Origin of the sequence: Streptomyces sp. Tu 2975 (assembly GCF_009832925.1) — a bacterium.
Taxonomy (GTDB): domain Bacteria; phylum Actinomycetota; class Actinomycetes; order Streptomycetales; family Streptomycetaceae; genus Streptomyces.
In genome coordinates, this window is the sequence record NZ_CP047140.1 from 3,125,443 (window position 1) to 3,141,373 (window position 15,931).

A 15,931-nucleotide genomic window follows, 5' to 3' on the forward strand; every position below is an offset into this window, starting at 1 on the left:
TTCCGCCTGTTTGCGGCAAGGGGGGAGCGCGGCACGGCGCTTCGGGTGGCAGCGCCGTGCCGTGGAGCGGCGGGTTCAGGAAGATCAGTCCAGGACGGCCAGGGCGTCGATCTCGATGAGCAGGCCGGCGGGGAGGCCGACGTAGACGGTCGTACGGGCGGCGGGGGCGACCGTCAGATCCTTGAAGTACTCGTTGTAGATCTCGTTCATCTCGGCGAAGTGCGCCGTGTCCGTGAGGTAGACGCGGATCATCATCACGTCGTCCCAGCTCGCGCCGCCCTCCTCGAGGATCGCCTTGACGTTGGCGAAGGTCTGGAGGGTCTGCTCACGCAGGGTGGGTCCGGCGGGGGTGGGGGCCTTGCCCTCCTCGGCCGGCAGGAAGCCGACCTGCCCGGCGACCTGGAGGATGTTGCCCTTGCGCACGCCGTGGGAGAACTTGGCGGGCGGCGCGGTGTGGGTGCTCGGGGTGAGGGCGGTCTTCTCGGTCATGGGCGTTCTTCCTGTCGGGGTGCTTGTCCTGAGTACTCCCGGCTGATGGCGTCGGCGGTGCGGCGCACCAGCGGGAGGAGGGTGAGGAGTTCGTCGGCCGTGACGACGACGTTCGGCGCGGACACCGACATGGCGGCGACGACCCGGCCGTCCGCACCGCGGATGGGGGCCCCGATGCAGTTGATGGACTCCTCGTGGCCACCCAGGTCGGTGGCCCAGCCCTGTTCGCGCACGGTCGCCAGTTCCTTGAGGAAGGCGCCGGCGTTCGGGATCGAACGGGACGTGTACATGGGGAAGTCGAGCTTCTCGGCGAGTGCGCGCCGCTCGGCCTCCGGCAGATCGGCCAGCAGCAGCTTCGCCACGGCCGCGACGGTGATCGCGACGGGCTTGCCGATACGGGAGTACATCCGCACCGGGTAGCGGCTCTCGACCTTGTCGATGTAGAGGACCTCGCTCTCCTCGTACACGGCGAGATGGACGGTGTGCCCTATCTGCTCGTTGAGAGCGACGAGATGGGGATGGGCGATCTCGCGGACGTCGAGGTTCTCCACGGCCTCCTGCGCCAGGGCGAACAGGCGGGCGCCGAGGCGGTAGCGCTGGTCCTGCTGGCGGTGGACGAGGCCGTGCTCGTGGAGGGTGCGCAGCAGCCGCAGCGCGGTGGACTTGTGCACGCCGAGGCGGTCGGCGACCTGCCCGAGGTCGGCAGGCCCCTCCGCGAGCAGCGGAAGGATGCTCAGCGCTCGGTCGACGGTCTGGCTCATGGTGTACGTACCTCCTGGTCCTCCCCCGTCCACCCGGGGCCGAGGTGCAGTCTCCCCCAGGCCTCGTCGTCCAGGGCGGCAAGGCGGTCGGCGTGACCGGCGGCGGGCGGCGCCGCCAGGTCCCCGGGGACGGTGAGTGTTGCCGCGGCCCACAGGTGCCCGTGCCGCAGCCGCTGCTTCGCCGTGAGCCCGCGGAGCGTGGCGGACAGGAACCCGGCGGCGAAGGCGTCACCGGCGCCGACGGGGGCGGTGACGGTGACCCGGGGGGCGGGGACGTCGGCGACGACGTCGGAGCCGTTGTCCGCGTCGAGACCGCTGCCGTCGAGCGCGGGGAGCCGCTCCGGGCGACGGGTGAAGGACACCGCCCCTGCCGCACCCCGCTTCACGACCACCACAGACGGCTGCGGCAGCGCCGCGCGGATCGCGTCCGCGCCCCGTACACCCCATGCCTCCTCCGCCTCGTCCTCCCCGACGAACACGATGTCCGCCCCGCGAGCCAGCGCCAGCAGGACGTCCGCGGCGGACGGATCGCGCCACAGGCCGGGCCGGTGGTTCACGTCGAAGGAGAGGAGCGGACCGCCGTCCCGCCGGGCCGTGAGGTCGCGCATCAGGGCGAGGCAGTCGGGCGAAAGGGCAGCGGTGATGCCGGAGAGGTGCAGCACACGGCCGGACCGGACCGCGCCGGACGGCACGGTGTGCGGCGACATCGCCGAGGCGGCGGAGCCCGCGCGGTAGTAGACGACCTCGTGCACGTCCGTCGCCCGGTCGGTCGCCGTGCGGAAGTAGACGCCCGTCGGGCGTTCCGGATCTCGGGTCACCGCCGATGTGTCCACCCCGTACGCGGCGATCGCCGCGACAAGATGGTCGCCGAAGCCGTCGGCGCCGACCCGGCCCACCCAGCGTGTGCGGTGTCCCGCCGCGGCGAGCGCGCATGCCACATTGGACTCGGCACCCCCGATGCCGCGGACGAAGGACGGCACATCGGCGAGACGCCCTGCCTGTGTGGGCAGGAACGTGACCATGGACTCGCCGAGGCAGACGACGTCCACGGGTCCGTACACGCTCGCGGTCATGATCGCGTGGGCTCCTCGCTGGGTCGGTCGCCGGGCCCATTGACCCCGCGTCGGCTCGGATGTTAGACAGCCTCAAGCGAAATACGCAATGGGCGTTGCACATACTGCAACGCGATTGAGGAGGGCTCCCATGGCTGCCGAGAACGCCGTCGCACGGCTCGCCGACGAACCGGCCGACCACCGGTTCAAGGCGCTCCCGCCCGACGCCGAGGGCCTCACCGTCGGTGAGCTGGCGGCCTCCCGCCGCAACCTCTTCACCGGCGGCTTCACCACCCCCGTCCTCGCGCTGTCCGCCGAGTCCGTCCAGCACAACCTCGCCCTGCTCGAGACGTACTCGGAGCGCCACGGCCTCGCCTTCGCCCCGCACGGCAAGACCTCGATGTCCCCGCAGCTCTTCGCACGCCAGCTGGAGCGCGGCGCCTGGGGCATCACCGCGGCCGTCCCCCACCAGGTCCGCGTCTACCGCGCCTTCGGGATCCGGCGGATCTTCCTCGCCAACGAGGTCGTCGACGCGGCCGCGCTGCGCTGGATCGCCGGTGAACTCGACACCGACCCGGACTTCCACCTCGTCTGCTACGTCGACTCCGTACGCGGCGTCGAGCTCATGGACGACGCCCTGCGGGGCGTCTCCCGCCCCCTCGACGTCGTTGTCGAACTCGGCGCCGGCGACGGAGCCCGCACCGGAGCCCGCACGGAGGCGGAATGCGTCGCGGTCGCCGACGCGGTGGCGGCCACCGCAACGCTGCGCCTGGTCGGCGTCGCCGGTTACGAGGGCGAGGTCCCGAAGGCCGACAGCGACCGGGTGCACGCCTGGCTGCGGCGGCTGGTGGCGATCGCCGCGGACTTCGACGGTTCGGGGCGTTTCGCCGGCACCGACGAGATCGTGATCAGCGCGGGCGGCAGCGCCTGGTTCGACGCGGTCGCCGACGTCTTCGCCGAGATCCCCGAACTGTCCCGCCCCGTGCTGAAGCTGCTGCGCTCCGGCGCGTACGTCTCGCACGACGACGGCCACTACCGGCACCTCACGCCCTTCAACCGGGTCCCGGAAGAAGGCGCGCTGCAGCCCGCGTTCCGGCTCTGGGCCCAGGTCGTCTCACGGCCCGCCGCCGACCAGGCCTTCGTCAACGCGGGCAAGCGGGACGCCGCGTACGACCTCGACCTCCCGAAGGCCCAGGTCGTCCGCGACGCCCGCACCGGCGACATCCGCCCCGCCGACGGCATCACCGTCACCGGCCTCTCCGACCAGCACGGCTGGCTCGCCACCACCCCTGAGGCGGACCTGGAGGTCGGCGACTGGGTGGGGATGGGGCTGTCGCATCCGTGCACGTCGTTCGACAAGTGGCAGCTGATTCCGGTGGTGGAGGCGGACGGCACGGTCACGGACTTCATCCGCACGTTCTTCTGACCCGGCGGGGCCGTTCTCCCCCACCCCGCCCCTTCCCGAACCCGGCTCTCCCCGGACCCGTACCGCGTTTCGCGCGGTGCCCTCGATCTCCCCCTACGGCCCGGCGGCCGTGGGAGGAGCCCCCAGGCGGGCTGGATCAGGGAGGGGGAACACGCCCGCCGCCAGGCGCCACCCGCACCCCCGCCGCGCCCCCGAAAGGCACCCCATGCACCTCGTCATCCGCGACGCCCGCGTCATCGACGGCACCGGCGGTGCCTCCTTCCGCGCCGACGTCGGCATCCGCGACGGCCGTATCGCCGAGATACGCGGAGAAGGCACCGGCCCCCGCCCCACCGCCCCCCGCGTTCTCGACGCGGACGGTCTCGCCCTGTCCCCCGGCTTCATCGACATGCACGCCCACTCCGATCTGGCGCTGCTGCGCGACCCCGACCACTCCGCGAAGGCCGCCCAGGGCGTGACCCTCGAGGTGCTGGGGCAGGACGGGCTGTCGTACGCGCCCGTCGACGACGACACCCTCGCCGCGGTGCGCAAGGCCATCACGGGGTGGAACGGCGACGGCTCCGACATCGACTTCGACTGGCGTTCGGTCGGCGAGTACCTGGACCGCCTCGACCGGAACTTCGGCGGTCAGGGCATCGCCGTGAACGCCGCGTACCTGATCCCGCAGGGCACCGTGCGGATGTACGCGATGGGCTGGGAGGACCGTCCCGCCACCGACGCCGATCTCACGCGCATGAAGCAGCTGGTGGCCGAGGGCATGACACAGGGCGCGGTCGGCATGTCCTCCGGCCTGACGTACACGCCCGGGATGTACGCGAACGACTCGGAGCTGGCCGAGCTGTGCCGGGTCGTGGCCGAGTACGACGGCTACTACTGCCCTCATCACCGCTCCTACGGTGCGGGCGCGCTCCAGGCGTACGAGGAGATGGTGAACCTGACCCGTGAGGCGGGATGCGCCCTGCATCTCGCGCACGCCACCATGAACTTCGGTGTGAACAAGGGCAAAGCGCCTGATCTGCTCACGCTGCTGGACGACGCGCTGGACGCCGGTGCGGACATCTCCCTGGACACCTATCCGTACACGCCCGGCTGCACCACGCTCGTGGCGATGCTGCCGAGCTGGGCGGGCGAGGGCGGCCCCGACGCGGTGCTGGCACGGCTGCGGGACGACGCGACGGCGGAGAGGATCCGGCACCACTTGGAGGTCGTCGGCTCCGACGGCTGCCACGGCGTCCCGATCGAGTGGGACACCATCGAGATCTCCGGAGTGAGCGACCCCGCCGTCGCGGGCCACGTCGGCCGGACGGTCCAGCAGTCGGCAGACGAGCGCGGCGAGGCCCCTTGGACGACCGCCCGGCGGCTGCTGATCGAGGACCGGCTCGGTTCCACGATCCTCCAGCACGTCGGCCACGAGGAGAACGTGCGCCAGATCATGCGCCACCGGGTCCACACCGGCGGGAGCGACGGCATCCTCCAGGGCGACAAGCCGCACCCGCGGGCCTACGGCACGTTCCCCCACTACCTGGGCCGGTACGCGCGTGAGCTGGGCATCCTGACGCTGGAGGAGACCGTGGCCCATCTGACGTCCCGCCCGGCCGCCCGGCTGCGGCTGCCCGACAGGGGCCTGGTCCGTGAGGGGTACCGCGCCGACCTGGTGCTGTTCGACCCGCGGACGGTGGCGGCGGGCTCGACCTTCGAGGAGCCGCGCACGCTGCCCGTCGGCATCCCGCACGTACTGATCGACGGCCGGTTCGTGATCGAGGACGGCGCCCGTACCGACGTGCTCGCCGGCCGCGCCGTACGCCGCACGCCCTGACGTCCTCGCCGGCTAGCGGACGCCCTGCGGCCGGTACTGGATGCTGATGCGCGGTCCGACCGGGCGCGCCGTCTTGAGGACGGCGTGCTCCCAGGTCCGCTGGCACGACCCGCCCATCACGATCAGGTCGCCGTGGCCGAGCGCCTTGCGCACCTGCGAGCCGCCGCCCCGCCGGGGCCGGAGCGCCAGCTCGCGCGGCGCGCCGACGGAGAGGATGGCGACCATGGTGTCCTCCCGCGAGCCGCGCCCGATGGTGTCCCCGTGCCAGGCGACGCTGTCCCGGCCGTCCCGGTAGTAGCAGAGACCGGCGGTGCGGAACGGCTCGCCGAGCTCCTCGGCGTAGTACCGCGACAGGGCGTCCCGCCCCTGCTCCAGCACGGGATGCGGGAGGGGGTCGTCCTCCCCGTAGTAGGCGAGCAGCCTCGGCACGTCGACCACCCGCTCGTACATCTGCCGTCGCTCCGCCCGCCAGGGCACGGTGCCGACGAGCTCGTCGAAGAGGGCGTCCGCGCCGGCGAGCCAGCCGGGCAGGACGTCGATCCAGGCGCCGTCACCGAGCACGGTGCGCCGGATGTCGCCGAGCGGACCGAGACGGATCTCGTCGGTCTGGTCGAAGAGTGATCCCTGGAGATGTGCTGCCATGTCTCTCACGGTACCTCCGAAACCGAACAAACAATCGAAGATCGGCACGGGGAAGGGTGCTCGCACGGCGACTGGTCGGATCGAGCGACAAGTTTGATTTTGATCCGTTACCGCCCCGTCGGTTCCGGCGTTGAACGGAGCGTGCCGGCCGCAAACCTGCGGCCCACTATCGTCCCGCAAGGAGAAGTTGATGTCGCGTATCGCGAAGGCAGCCGCCGTAGTCGCCGGCACTGGTGCCATCCTGGCCGGCGGCGCCGGCATGGCTGCCGCCGATGCCGGAGCGCACGGTGCCGCTGTCGGTTCCCCCGGCGTCCTGTCCGGCAACGCGGTCCAGGTGCCCGTGCACGTGCCGGTCAACGTCTGCGGCAACACCGTGAACGTCATCGCCCTGCTCAACCCGACCTTCGGCAACCAGTGCGTGAACGTCGACGGTGGCGACCACGGCGCCTACGGCGGCTGACCACACCGACGCTGCGGCCTCCCCTTCACCACTCCGGGGGAGGCCGCAGTCATGTCCGGCGGGTCCGACCGCCGGGCACGAAGGGGAGGGGCCCACCGCGCGTGAGGGACGTCCGGTCAGCCGTACCGGTAGAAGCGTGTGTGGTCCATGAGCGCCGACGGCTTCACGTCCCACGGCGGCATCGGCTCGTCGGCCGAGAAGACCCGCCCGTACTGCGGATCGGACCGTTCGAGCCTCTTGTCCGGCAGATAACGGGACTCCGGGTGCGCCTTCTGCCAGCGCGTCCACAGCAGGTCCATGTACGCGTGGTGGAGCCAGAAGACCGGGTCGTCGGGAGAGGTGGCGCTCATCATCAGGCCGCCGACCCATCGATGCACCCGGTTGTGGAGGCGCCAGCGGTCGGAGCCGCCGGCGCTCCAGCCCTCCATCCGGTTACGGAAACCGCGGGGCACCGTGGAGTCCCACGGTGCGGCGTCGTAGAGCGGATCGTCCAGCGCCTGGGCCACCTCGGCCTTCGTCGGCAGCGACACCGGGTTGCCCGGGCGGCCCAGGTCGCGGGTGAGGAAGTTCCCTTCGGAGATCGGGGCGTTGATCCGCCAGTCGCCGTTGACGTAGGCGAAGGGCCCGGTCATGACCTGCCGGTCGCTGCGGCGCCCGGTGCCGCCCATGAGATCGTCGGCCCACAGCGACGACGACGGCGAATTGTCCGTCGTCCAGTCCCAGTACGGGACGGACACACCGGAGTCGATCTTCTGGAGTGCCCGCTCGAACTCGAGCAGGAATTTGCGGTGCCAGGGGAAGAACGACGGTGTCATATGGGCGGCACGCGGACGGTCCTCCGCGTCGGTGACGTAGTACTCGCCGTGCATCCTGACGAACTCGTCGTACCGGCCGGAGCGCTTGATCCCCAGCAGCGCACCGACCAGCCGCCGCTTCTCCGAACGGGTCAGGTTCCGCTGGTTCTTGCGTGTGTACACGGGGTGCCGACCCTCCCTGTTCAGGCGCTGTGCATGGCGGTCATGGGCGTCAGGGAGAGCTGGGCGTCGCCCAGTTCGTCGACGGCCGCGCGGGCCACGTCCCGCAGCGTCGGGAACGACTCGTAGTGGTTGACCAGGCTCAGGTACGTGCCGTCGGCCCGGCGCATGACATGCAGCGGCCGGCCGTCGATACGGACCTCCACGCTCGGTACCGACGGGGCGCCTCCGGCGGGCCGGCCGGAGCGGACCCGGTCGGCGGCCTCCCCGTCCGCGTACCGGTCCTCGTCGCCGGCGGGGACCATCACGGTGGCGCTGCCCTGGATGTGCCGGCCCTGGTACGTCTCGGCGAACCGTTCCAGCGAGCGTGACGTCGCCGCCCTGTTCCCGCCGGACTCCCAGGTGGCCCCGCCGCGCCTGGCGAGGAGCGGCAGCAGCGCCCCCGCCGTGCCGGCGACGGCGCCGACCGTGAAGAGGGCCCGCAGGACCAGCCGGCGGGCGGGAAACCCGCCGCCCGTCGCCGCTCCACCGTAGGTGGCGCCCCTGGTGTCCGTCCTCATGGCATCGCCCCTCCCGTCGGTGTCCTGACGCGATGACCACCGTCGCCGGCGACGTACCGCGCCGCCGGGCAGACAGCGGTTCTCGTCGGGACAACGACGCCGCCGTCAAAGGGTTGCTCCCTCTCCGGGGGAGAGCCGTGTCCGTCAGCGGAACAGCAGAGTGCCCGCCGGCGCGGCCTGGAGCGCCGGCGGGACCAGCGCGGCCTCCGGCAGAGTGGGCTCGGGCAGGCCGAAGCCGCCGGTGGGGGCGGTCACAGGCGCGCCGAGCGACGCACCGGGGCTCGCCAGCTTCACGTCCGACTCCTGCGTCAGCACCTCCGCGACGCCGAGGTTGTCCTCGCCGAGCGGGTTCTCCACCGGCACCTCCAGCAGTGTCCGGGGCAGTTCGCTGTCGATGGGCACCGAAGGCAGCGTGTCCTGCGGCACCAGGGTCCCGGTCACGTGCCGCGGCCCTTCGGGCGCGCCGGGCACGGGGACGGGCACACCGGTGCGCAGGTCCGGCGCCTCGACCGGTACCGCCGTCTCGAGGCTCTCGAGCGGCAGGACGACCGGTACGGACGTCCCGGCGACCGCGGGTGCGGCCGCCACGGCCGTGCCCACGCATGCCAGTACCGCCGCCAGGGTTCCCCGGGTGGTCAACTTCATCGCTGTGTACGTCCCCTCATGTGCCGAACGGAGTCTCCGTCGTCCTGCCACAACGATCCGGACGACCGAACCCGTGCAAATTCCGCCCGTCCGCAGCAATGTCGGGACGCATGCTGACGCCGCGATGGGTCAGCATGTGGCCCGAGCACCTGGAGGTTGCCGTGGGTAGGGAGATTCCCGGCCAGGCCGCTGCGCGGCCGGCCGCACACGCCCCTGAGACCGATCTGTCCGATCCGTCGTTCTGGCGGCTGCCGCGGCCGGCCCGGCTCGCCGCCTTCGCCGAACTCCGCGCACGCGACACCCCCGTGCGGTTCGGTGACCGTCCCGGCTTCTACGCGCTGGTCCGGCACGCCCACGTCGCCGAGGCGAGTCGGCGGCCGCGTGACTTCACCAGCGCGCCGGGCGTCACCACTCCGGAGCCGGCCTCCTGGGCGAAGGCGGTCTTCGGTAACTCGATGGTCAACATGGACGGTGCGGAACATGCCACGCTGCGCCGGATCGTGGCCCGTTCGTTCACGCCGAGACTGCTGGCCGCCACCGAGGACAACGTCAGGGAGGTCGCCCGGCGCATCGTCGGGGAGATGCTGGCGTGCCGACCGCAGGACTTCGTCCCTTCGGTCGCCTCACGCATGCCGTTCGAGGTGATCTGCGACCTGATGGGCGTCCCGGGCGAGGCCCGTGCCGAGATCGCGACCCGTATCGACCAGGCCTCCGAGAACGTGGGCGTGCAGCGCGGCCTGCGGTCCAGGCTGCGGATGCCCGGGCGCGGACTGCGCGCCCTGGCCCATATGCAGCTGGTGATGGCGGGCCTGGCCCGGGAGCGGCGCCGCAGGCCCACGGGGGATCTCATCTCCGCCCTGGTGTGCGCGGACGTGGACGGCCAGGCGCTGAACTCGCGGCAGCTGGGCGCGTTCTTCTCGCTGCTGCTGGTCGCGGGAGTGGAGACGACGCGCAACGCGATCGCGCACGGGCTGGCGCTGCTCGGCGAACACCCGGAGCAGCGGGCTCTGCTGGAATCGGACTTCGACGGGTACGCGGACGGCGCCGTGGAGGAGATCGTCCGTCACTCGACCCCGATCATCCAGTTCCGCCGCACGGTGGCCGCCGAGTGCGAGCTCGGCGGCCATGGCTTCCGCCCAGGCGAGAAGGTGGTTCTGTTCTACGCGTCGGCCAACCGGGACGAGGCCGTCTTCGACGATCCGGACGTCTTCGACATCACCCGCAGCCCCAATCCGCACCTGGGGTACGGCGGTGGGGGCCCGCACCACTGCCTCGGCGCGCACCTGGCCAGACAGGAGATGAAGGCCCTGTTCCATGAACTGCTCACCAGGACCGGCGGCCTCCGGACGGTCGGCGCGCCGTGCCTGGTCGACTCCAGTTTCGACAACCGTGTCCGGTCCCTCCGTTTCGCCTTCGAAGCATCCTGATCCGAGGCCTTCTGAGTCTGGGACTCAGGACGCGGACCTCCTGCCCCGAGGCCTCGTGTCAGCGGCGCAGCCGTGATACCGGCAGCAGTACGTGCGCGGAGCTGATGAGGGTGGTCTCGTCGCCGAGGAAGGACTGGAAGGCCTCGTCGCTGACGGGCTTGCCCGGCGTCCCCTCGGGCCACGGGCGGCTCGCGATCATGAAGTGGACATGGCCGCGCCGGTCCGCGGCTGCCAGCCACTCGGGCGGCGCCGGGCACTGGGCGTTGAGGTAGGGCATGTTGACGACGGCCTGGCCGGCTTCCACCAACAGCTGGATCGGGTGCGAGCCGTCGTGCGTGTGGTCGTGCATCTCGTCACCGACGGTCAGCCCGAGCTCCGCGATCATCGCCAGGGCCTCCTCCTCCCCCGCGGCGGGGCCGTCGCTGCCGTCGCCGAGGGAGTAGGTGAGCAGGTAGGGCGTGTCATGCCCCTGAGCGGGGTCACCGGTCCATGCGAGCAGGGAGAGCGTGCCCAGCCGGCTGCGGTTCACGGCGGATCGGGGGGTGTTGGCTGTGGTCATGGCTCGGCACCCTAGTGGCGGGCACGCCGCCTTCCGGCCCTCGTTCACCTGGACGGGGGAACCGGACTGCAAAGTGCCGTTCCCCCGCCGTCGACGCGAGGCCGCCGCCGTTCCTCACAGCCGCCAGCTGTGCCGCTCGCCGCCGACCGTGCAGTCGAGGCGGACGGCGCGGCTGCCGAAGGGCACCTCGAAGACCAGCCATCCATCGGCGTGTTCACCGACGGTCAGCGTCCGTACCTTCAGCGGGACGCCCGTGGTGAGCTCCCCTGAGCGGACGGCGGGGTGGCGCTTGCCGCGGTCGTCGACGACCCACGTCCTGCCGAGGGGTGATCCGTGGGGGGTGCCGCCCACGTTGGCGAGGCCGATCTCCACACCGACCCAGCGGTGTCCGGCGGCGGGCCGCGGCGTCTTCCCGATCGCCACGGCGGGGTCGACGAAGCCCCGTGCGGAGACCCGCAGATGCTCGCCGAACCGTGCGCCGCCGACGTCGGCGGTGTCGCCGATGCCGGCGGCGGCAGCCCGCGCCCCGGCGGACGGCCCGGCCGCCGGCCGCGCCCCGGCGCCGCCTGTGCTCTGGCATGCGGTGAGGCCCACGAGGAGTGCCGGCACCAGCACGGTCGCCATGTGTCGCATCGATCCTCTTTTCCGCGGCGCGCGTTGATGCGTATCTTCGGTTCCGGCAGGGGTGATCGGACGCGGCGCGCCCCGAGTCGTACGGGTGAATCTCACTGCCGCGGGCGACCGGCTCGAAAGGCCGTTCCACGCGTCCCCCACCACCCGGCCTCGGCAGTGACTTCGGCCCCGGCCGCGCGTTTGCGGTCATATGGCAAGGATTACCGCGCCGGCTCGATGGCAGCGCATCCAGACGAGAACGGATCCGACGGCCGGACCGACGGGCAGCAGTCCCATCTACGACCAGCTGGCGCGTGAGTGGACGTCCGCCGGCCGCACCATGCCGGGCCGGCCGGACGGGGAGTGGACCAGGCTGAGCCTCTTCCCGCCCCCGCCCGTCACGGAAGAGCCGGCCACCAGGCCCGCCTCCCCGCAGTCCCGCAGGGGCTGGCTCTACGACCGGCACCCGGCCTGAGCGCACCGTCCCGGTCCTGCCGTCCGGCGTGTCAGCGCCGCAGCCGGCGCCGCACCCCGGCGACGAGCCGGTCCGCGGTGAAGGCCGTGCCGTACACGAACCGCATGGCGGGACCGAACGTCGGCGCGGTCAGCAGACCGGCGAAGAACAGTCCGGGGCAGCTGGACTCGAACCGGGGGGTCAGCGCCGGTGCCCGGCCGGTGCCCGCCCTGCGCAGCGCCTGCCGGAGACCGGGGTCGAGCAGGCCGAGACGGTCCAGCTCCGGGACAAAGCCCGTCGCCGCGACGACATGGCCGGTGTCGAGCGAACGGGTCCCGCCGCCGGGTGTGTTCAGCTCGAGCCGCACCCGGCCGTCGTCGCGCACCGAGGCCCGGCGGAGGCTGTGTCCGAGCAGTTCGGGCACCCGCTGTTCGTAGCGGTCGCGGAGCCACCAGGCGCCGGCCGGTCCGAGCGCGCCGGCCGTCAGGCGTTCCCGCAGGCCGGCCGGCAGCCGACCGACCGGCCCGGGCAGTTGCGACCATGCCCAGGTGGTCCAGCCGCTGCCGAGACCGCTGAGCGGGGTGTGCAGGGTGCTCAGCCGTCCGCGCCGCTGCGGCAGGGGCACGGTGTTCCACCGGATCCGGTCCGTGCGGGCCACCAACTGCGGCCGTGCCCCGTGCTCGGCGAGCAGGGTCGCCGTCTCCAGCGCCGCCTGGCCGGCACCGACGACGGTGACGTCGAGGTCGCCGAACCCGCTCGGGTCCAGGTGGCCGCTGCTGTGCGAACAGAGGGCTGGGGGCAACCCCTTGAGCGGCTCGGGCACGCGCCGGAAGGGCATGATGCCGACGGCGACCGCCACCGTCCGCGCCTCGATGCGGTCGCCGTCCGCCGTCTCCACACGGAAGCAGCGGGCCGACGGGACGACCCGGGTGACGGTCCGTTCCTCGACGGGCGGCGCCGCGTGCTCGGCGAACCACATGCCGTACCCGGCGAAGTCGGCGATCGGGAGCGGACGGCCGTGCGCCGCCTCGAAGCCGCGGACGGCGGCGTAGTCGGCGAGGGTGTACTTGGCGTCCGGGTCCGACAGGTCGGAGGCCCAGGGCTCCGACTTGAGGAACATCCCTTCCGGCATGTGGTCCCGCCAGGACGCCATGGTTCTGCCGAACACCCGCAGGCTCATCCCTGCCGCGGCGGCGTGCGCCGCGACGGAGAGCCCGTACGGGCCGGCGCCGATCACTGCCAAGTCGTACATGATGCGGTTCCCGCTCCTTCTGGTGTGGTCTCTGGCCCGGCGATGGAAGGCGATGTCCGCTGCCGCGGCAGTGGTCGCAGGCGGTCCGTTCCCTTGACGAGGCCGCGTCGCAGCCAGGCCGCGGACATGGCGAGGAACGGCAGCAGGTCGTCGCGGGCGAACCAGGCGGTCTCGACCCCGCGGTGCGCGGCGCCTGCCCGTCCGGGAGTTCGGTGCCTGCCGCCGGCGACGGCGGAGAGCAGGGCGTAGTTCTCCGCCACGAAGACCCGCCCCGGCCGGCCGGCGGTCCGCGGCACCGGGCTGCCCGTGAGGTCCAGGTAGAGGGACCGGACGACGTCGAGCCCGCCCTCGTCGGTGAAGAGCCGGAACTGCGCGCCGGGCCGCGGGTTGACGTCGAGGAGCCGGTAGGCGCCGCCCGCCGGGTCGCGCCGGAAGTCGAGGTCGAGGATCCCCCGGTAGCCGGAGTGCGCCACCAGTTTGAGGGCCGCCGCCCGTACCTCGTCGTTCTGCTGCCAGCTGCCTTTCGCGGTCAGCCCGGCCCCGGGGGGCCAGGCGAGCTCCTTGCGGCCGGTGCCGCCGAGCAGCAGGTCGGACCGCCGGGAGAAGTAGCCGTGGAAGAACCAGTCGCAGTACGGCCCTTCCGGCAGCAGCCGCTGGAGCACCAGCCTGCTGCCGGCCTGTCCGGTGCGCTCGAACAGCCGCTGCACCGCGGCGGGCGAGGCGACGAGGGTCGTGCTGCGCAGGCCCGTCCCCTGGTCCAGCAGCCACGGCCGGCTCCACTTGGCGACCAGGGGCAGCCCGAGCTGCCGTACCGCGGCGTCGGCGTCCGCTGCGCTCTGCGGCACGACCGTTTCCGGGTGTGCGATCCCGGCCCGCTCGCACAGTCGTACCAGTTCGGCCTTGTCGGCGAGACCGGCCGTGGCGTCGGCGGTCTGGTCGGGGAACAGGAACCGCGGGACGAGACGAGGGGCGTTGGCGGCGATGCTGACGGCGCCGAGGTCGTCCATGGCGATGAGAACGGCGGGCCGGCCGATCCGGTCGGACACGTCGAGCAGCAGGTCGACGAAGCTCTCCGGGCGGAGCTCGCCCGGGGGTCTGACATGCGCCCGGTGCAGATGGCGGGACCGGGCGACCGGACTGCGGGCCGACTCGACCACGGCGTGCACCTCCACACCGGCGCGGCCCAGCGATCTGACGGCTCCGAGGGTGCCGTGGTGAAAGGGATTCCGGTCGAGCCGGAGCACGAGAGCGGGCACTCCCGTGTCGGAGATCGGCATTCGAGTCATATCTTTCACCTGGATGGTCCTGACTGGAGCGCGCCTCTTCGCTAATGGCCTACCGACTCCTCTTCGGGCAGCCCTTTCGTACGACTTTCTGCCTACGGTCGTTGCATCCCGGAACGGGCCCCACAGAGGAGGAATTCATGCCACAACGGCGCCGTCTCATCCGCACGGGCATCGGAACGGTCACCGCCGGTCTTCTTGTCTCCACCGCTGTTTCCGGGATCCGGACGGCGGGCGCTGCCCCCCACGCGAACGACGGTCCTGACTCTCCGGAGAAACCACCGGTAGCCGTGGGGGCCTATCTCCACTACGGTCCGCCCGGTGTCGGGCGTATGGCCGAACTGTCCCGGTGGCTCGGCGGGCGCGAGCTGAGAGTCGCTCACACGTATCTCCCGGGCGACCGCTGGGCCAACATCGAGGGCCGGCCGGAGTTCCTGCGTCCGTGGGCCGACTGGCGGCGCGGCGCCGAGGACCGGATGTTCGTCCTCAACGTCCCGATGCTGGAGCGCAACGAGGCGCGACTGCCGGACGGCGTGGTCAGGGCGCTGCTGACCGCCGGGGCGGAGGGCAGCTTCGACAAGCACTTCCGGACCCTCGCGGGCCGGCTCGTCGAGGCGGGTGTCCCGGACACGGTGATCGTCCTCGGCTGGGAGATGAACGGCACGACGTACACGCACCGTTGTGCGCCGCACCCCGCGGCGTGGAAGGCGTACTGGCACCGCATCGTCACGGCCATGCGTTCCGTCCCCGGGCAGAAGTTCCGATTCGACTTCGCTCCCAATCGCGGTCAGGACGCCATTCCCTGGACCGAGTGCTACCCCGGTGACGACGTGGTCGACATCATCGGGATGGACTCGTACGACCAGCCTCCGGGCGGGACGTTCGACGAACAGGTGAATGCCCCGTACGGATTGCGGAAGCAGATCGAGTTCGCCGCGGCGCACAACAAGGCGATCTCGTATCCGGAGTGGGGGCTTTTCCGGAACGGCGACAATCCCGAGTACATGCGCCGCATGCTCGAATGGATCGACCGTCACAAGCCGCTCTACCAGACGATCACAGACTACTGCCCGCATGGTGTGTGGCAGTGCGAAGACAATCCGCAGTCCTCGAAAGTGTTCCGCTCGAAGCTGTTTGCGAACCCCGTTCCTGCGGAGCCCGCGCCCGTCGATCCCGGCCCTGCCGAGCCCGGTCCCGTCGCGCCGGATCCCGCGGAGCCCGACCCCTTGGAGCCGCCCGTCGAACCGGCACCGGCGGAGCCCGCACCTCCGGACAGCACGGACCCCGGCGTGCCGCTGCCCTCTCCGCTGCCGGACGACGGCATGACGAACCCCGTCGACTGGTGCGTCCCCGTGGATCTCGGGGACTGGGTCGCGCAGTGGATGGGAGACCGGCAGTTCTGTGTCGAGTTCCCCTGGCCGGAGGGACAGTTGGGCTTCTGACCGCGGAAGCGGGCCGACGGTGACCCCGGGCACGACCGGCGCGCCGCGGAACCCGTGGCCCCGGGGACGAGTCGGAC

General features: G+C 72.0%; 17 protein-coding genes. 6 read left to right on the top strand and 11 right to left on the bottom strand.

What is annotated here, in order from left to right:
• Positions 1-84: 84 nt before the first annotated feature.
• From GLX30_RS13555 to GLX30_RS13565, 3 genes are read right to left on the bottom strand one after another with little or no spacing between them, the layout of a single operon-like run.
• On the bottom strand, positions 85-489 hold the full coding sequence (locus GLX30_RS13555) for a RidA family protein (protein WP_159687936.1): 405 nt from the start codon (positions 487-489) through the stop codon (positions 85-87).
• Positions 486-1,250, bottom strand: a complete 765-nt coding sequence (locus GLX30_RS13560) for an IclR family transcriptional regulator (protein ID WP_005312701.1) — start codon at positions 1,248-1,250, stop codon at positions 486-488. The genes GLX30_RS13555 and GLX30_RS13560 overlap by 4 nt, the downstream gene beginning before the upstream one ends.
• Positions 1,247-2,323, bottom strand: coding sequence for a sugar kinase (locus GLX30_RS13565; protein ID WP_159687939.1), 1,077 nt, complete (start codon positions 2,321-2,323; stop codon positions 1,247-1,249). The genes GLX30_RS13560 and GLX30_RS13565 overlap by 4 nt, the downstream gene beginning before the upstream one ends.
• Positions 2,324-2,453: 130 nt before the next feature.
• Here GLX30_RS13565 and GLX30_RS13570 point away from each other — a divergent pair, with 130 nt between their 5' ends.
• On the top strand, positions 2,454-3,728 hold the full coding sequence (locus GLX30_RS13570) for an amino acid deaminase (RefSeq protein ID WP_159687942.1): 1,275 nt from the start codon (positions 2,454-2,456) through the stop codon (positions 3,726-3,728).
• A 205-nt stretch (positions 3,729-3,933) separates the two neighbouring features.
• Positions 3,934-5,544, top strand: a complete 1,611-nt coding sequence (locus GLX30_RS13575) for a D-aminoacylase (RefSeq protein ID WP_159687944.1) — start codon at positions 3,934-3,936, stop codon at positions 5,542-5,544.
• 12 nt (positions 5,545-5,556) lie between these two features.
• Here the strand turns inward: GLX30_RS13575 and GLX30_RS13580 are convergent, their stop codons facing one another.
• Entirely contained in the window at positions 5,557-6,186 is a 630-nt protein-coding gene (locus GLX30_RS13580; protein ID WP_159687947.1) for an alpha-ketoglutarate-dependent dioxygenase AlkB, read from the bottom strand.
• 190 nt (positions 6,187-6,376) lie between these two features.
• Here GLX30_RS13580 and GLX30_RS13585 point away from each other — a divergent pair, with 190 nt between their 5' ends.
• Positions 6,377-6,646 carry a chaplin gene (locus GLX30_RS13585; RefSeq protein ID WP_159687950.1) on the top strand — a complete coding sequence of 90 codons (270 nt, stop codon included), beginning with the start codon at positions 6,377-6,379 and terminating at the stop codon, positions 6,644-6,646.
• A gap of 116 nt (positions 6,647-6,762) precedes the next feature.
• On the opposite strand, the gene GLX30_RS13590 is transcribed toward GLX30_RS13585, so the two are convergent.
• The 3 genes from GLX30_RS13590 to GLX30_RS13600 form a co-directional block, all read right to left on the bottom strand.
• Entirely contained in the window at positions 6,763-7,623 is an 861-nt protein-coding gene (locus GLX30_RS13590) for a tyrosinase family protein (RefSeq protein ID WP_159687953.1), read from the bottom strand.
• 20 nt (positions 7,624-7,643) lie between these two features.
• On the bottom strand, positions 7,644-8,180 hold the full coding sequence (locus GLX30_RS13595; protein WP_159687956.1) for a tyrosinase family oxidase copper chaperone: 537 nt from the start codon (positions 8,178-8,180) through the stop codon (positions 7,644-7,646).
• A gap of 144 nt (positions 8,181-8,324) precedes the next feature.
• On the bottom strand, positions 8,325-8,825 hold the full coding sequence (locus tag GLX30_RS13600; protein WP_159687958.1) for a hypothetical protein: 501 nt from the start codon (positions 8,823-8,825) through the stop codon (positions 8,325-8,327).
• A 149-nt stretch (positions 8,826-8,974) separates the two neighbouring features.
• Between GLX30_RS13600 and GLX30_RS13605 the strand changes: the two genes are divergently transcribed.
• The gene (locus GLX30_RS13605; RefSeq protein ID WP_244258448.1) at positions 8,975-10,252 is read left to right on the top strand and encodes a cytochrome P450; all 1,278 of its coding nucleotides are present in this window, start codon (positions 8,975-8,977) and stop codon (positions 10,250-10,252) included.
• A gap of 58 nt (positions 10,253-10,310) precedes the next feature.
• Here GLX30_RS13605 and GLX30_RS13610 read toward each other — a convergent pair whose 3' ends face one another.
• Positions 10,311-10,811, bottom strand: a complete 501-nt coding sequence (locus tag GLX30_RS13610) for a DUF5949 family protein (protein ID WP_159687961.1) — start codon at positions 10,809-10,811, stop codon at positions 10,311-10,313.
• Between the two features lie 114 nt (positions 10,812-10,925).
• Positions 10,926-11,435 carry a hypothetical protein gene (locus tag GLX30_RS13615; RefSeq protein WP_159687964.1) on the bottom strand — a complete coding sequence of 170 codons (510 nt, stop codon included), beginning with the start codon at positions 11,433-11,435 and terminating at the stop codon, positions 10,926-10,928.
• A gap of 199 nt (positions 11,436-11,634) precedes the next feature.
• On the opposite strand from GLX30_RS13615, the gene GLX30_RS13620 reads away from it, so the two are divergent.
• Positions 11,635-11,898, top strand: a complete 264-nt coding sequence (locus GLX30_RS13620) for a hypothetical protein (RefSeq protein WP_159687966.1) — start codon at positions 11,635-11,637, stop codon at positions 11,896-11,898.
• A 31-nt stretch (positions 11,899-11,929) separates the two neighbouring features.
• Here the strand turns inward: GLX30_RS13620 and GLX30_RS13625 are convergent, their stop codons facing one another.
• Complete coding sequence (locus GLX30_RS13625) at positions 11,930-13,129, bottom strand: NAD(P)-binding domain-containing protein (RefSeq protein WP_159687969.1); 1,200 nt, start codon at positions 13,127-13,129, stop codon at positions 11,930-11,932.
• Complete coding sequence (locus GLX30_RS13630) at positions 13,111-14,415, bottom strand: ATP-grasp domain-containing protein (RefSeq protein WP_208545413.1); 1,305 nt, start codon at positions 14,413-14,415, stop codon at positions 13,111-13,113. The genes GLX30_RS13625 and GLX30_RS13630 overlap by 19 nt, the downstream gene beginning before the upstream one ends.
• Before the next feature lie 137 nt (positions 14,416-14,552).
• Between GLX30_RS13630 and GLX30_RS13635 the strand changes: the two genes are divergently transcribed.
• Entirely contained in the window at positions 14,553-15,854 is a 1,302-nt protein-coding gene (locus GLX30_RS13635) for a glycosyl hydrolase (RefSeq protein WP_159687971.1), read from the top strand.
• The last annotated feature ends 77 nt before the right edge of the window (positions 15,855-15,931 follow it).

Coding starts and splice junctions, on each gene's coding strand:
- GLX30_RS13555 (WP_159687936.1), bottom strand. CDS start 489: ATGACCGAGAAGACCGCCCTCACCCCGAGCACCCACACCGCGCCGCCC.
- GLX30_RS13560 (WP_005312701.1), bottom strand. CDS start 1,250: ATGAGCCAGACCGTCGACCGAGCGCTGAGCATCCTTCCGCTGCTCGCG.
- GLX30_RS13565 (WP_159687939.1), bottom strand. CDS start 2,323: ATGACCGCGAGCGTGTACGGACCCGTGGACGTCGTCTGCCTCGGCGAG.
- GLX30_RS13570 (WP_159687942.1), top strand. CDS start 2,454: ATGGCTGCCGAGAACGCCGTCGCACGGCTCGCCGACGAACCGGCCGAC.
- GLX30_RS13575 (WP_159687944.1), top strand. CDS start 3,934: ATGCACCTCGTCATCCGCGACGCCCGCGTCATCGACGGCACCGGCGGT.
- GLX30_RS13580 (WP_159687947.1), bottom strand. CDS start 6,186: ATGGCAGCACATCTCCAGGGATCACTCTTCGACCAGACCGACGAGATC.
- GLX30_RS13585 (WP_159687950.1), top strand. CDS start 6,377: ATGTCGCGTATCGCGAAGGCAGCCGCCGTAGTCGCCGGCACTGGTGCC.
- GLX30_RS13595 (WP_159687956.1), bottom strand. CDS start 8,180: ATGAGGACGGACACCAGGGGCGCCACCTACGGTGGAGCGGCGACGGGC.
- GLX30_RS13600 (WP_159687958.1), bottom strand. CDS start 8,825: ATGAAGTTGACCACCCGGGGAACCCTGGCGGCGGTACTGGCATGCGTG.
- GLX30_RS13610 (WP_159687961.1), bottom strand. CDS start 10,811: ATGACCACAGCCAACACCCCCCGATCCGCCGTGAACCGCAGCCGGCTG.
- GLX30_RS13615 (WP_159687964.1), bottom strand. CDS start 11,435: ATGGCGACCGTGCTGGTGCCGGCACTCCTCGTGGGCCTCACCGCATGC.
- GLX30_RS13620 (WP_159687966.1), top strand. CDS start 11,635: ATGGCAAGGATTACCGCGCCGGCTCGATGGCAGCGCATCCAGACGAGA.
- GLX30_RS13625 (WP_159687969.1), bottom strand. CDS start 13,129: ATGTACGACTTGGCAGTGATCGGCGCCGGCCCGTACGGGCTCTCCGTC.
- GLX30_RS13630 (WP_208545413.1), bottom strand. CDS start 14,415: ATGACTCGAATGCCGATCTCCGACACGGGAGTGCCCGCTCTCGTGCTC.
- GLX30_RS13635 (WP_159687971.1), top strand. CDS start 14,553: ATGCCACAACGGCGCCGTCTCATCCGCACGGGCATCGGAACGGTCACC.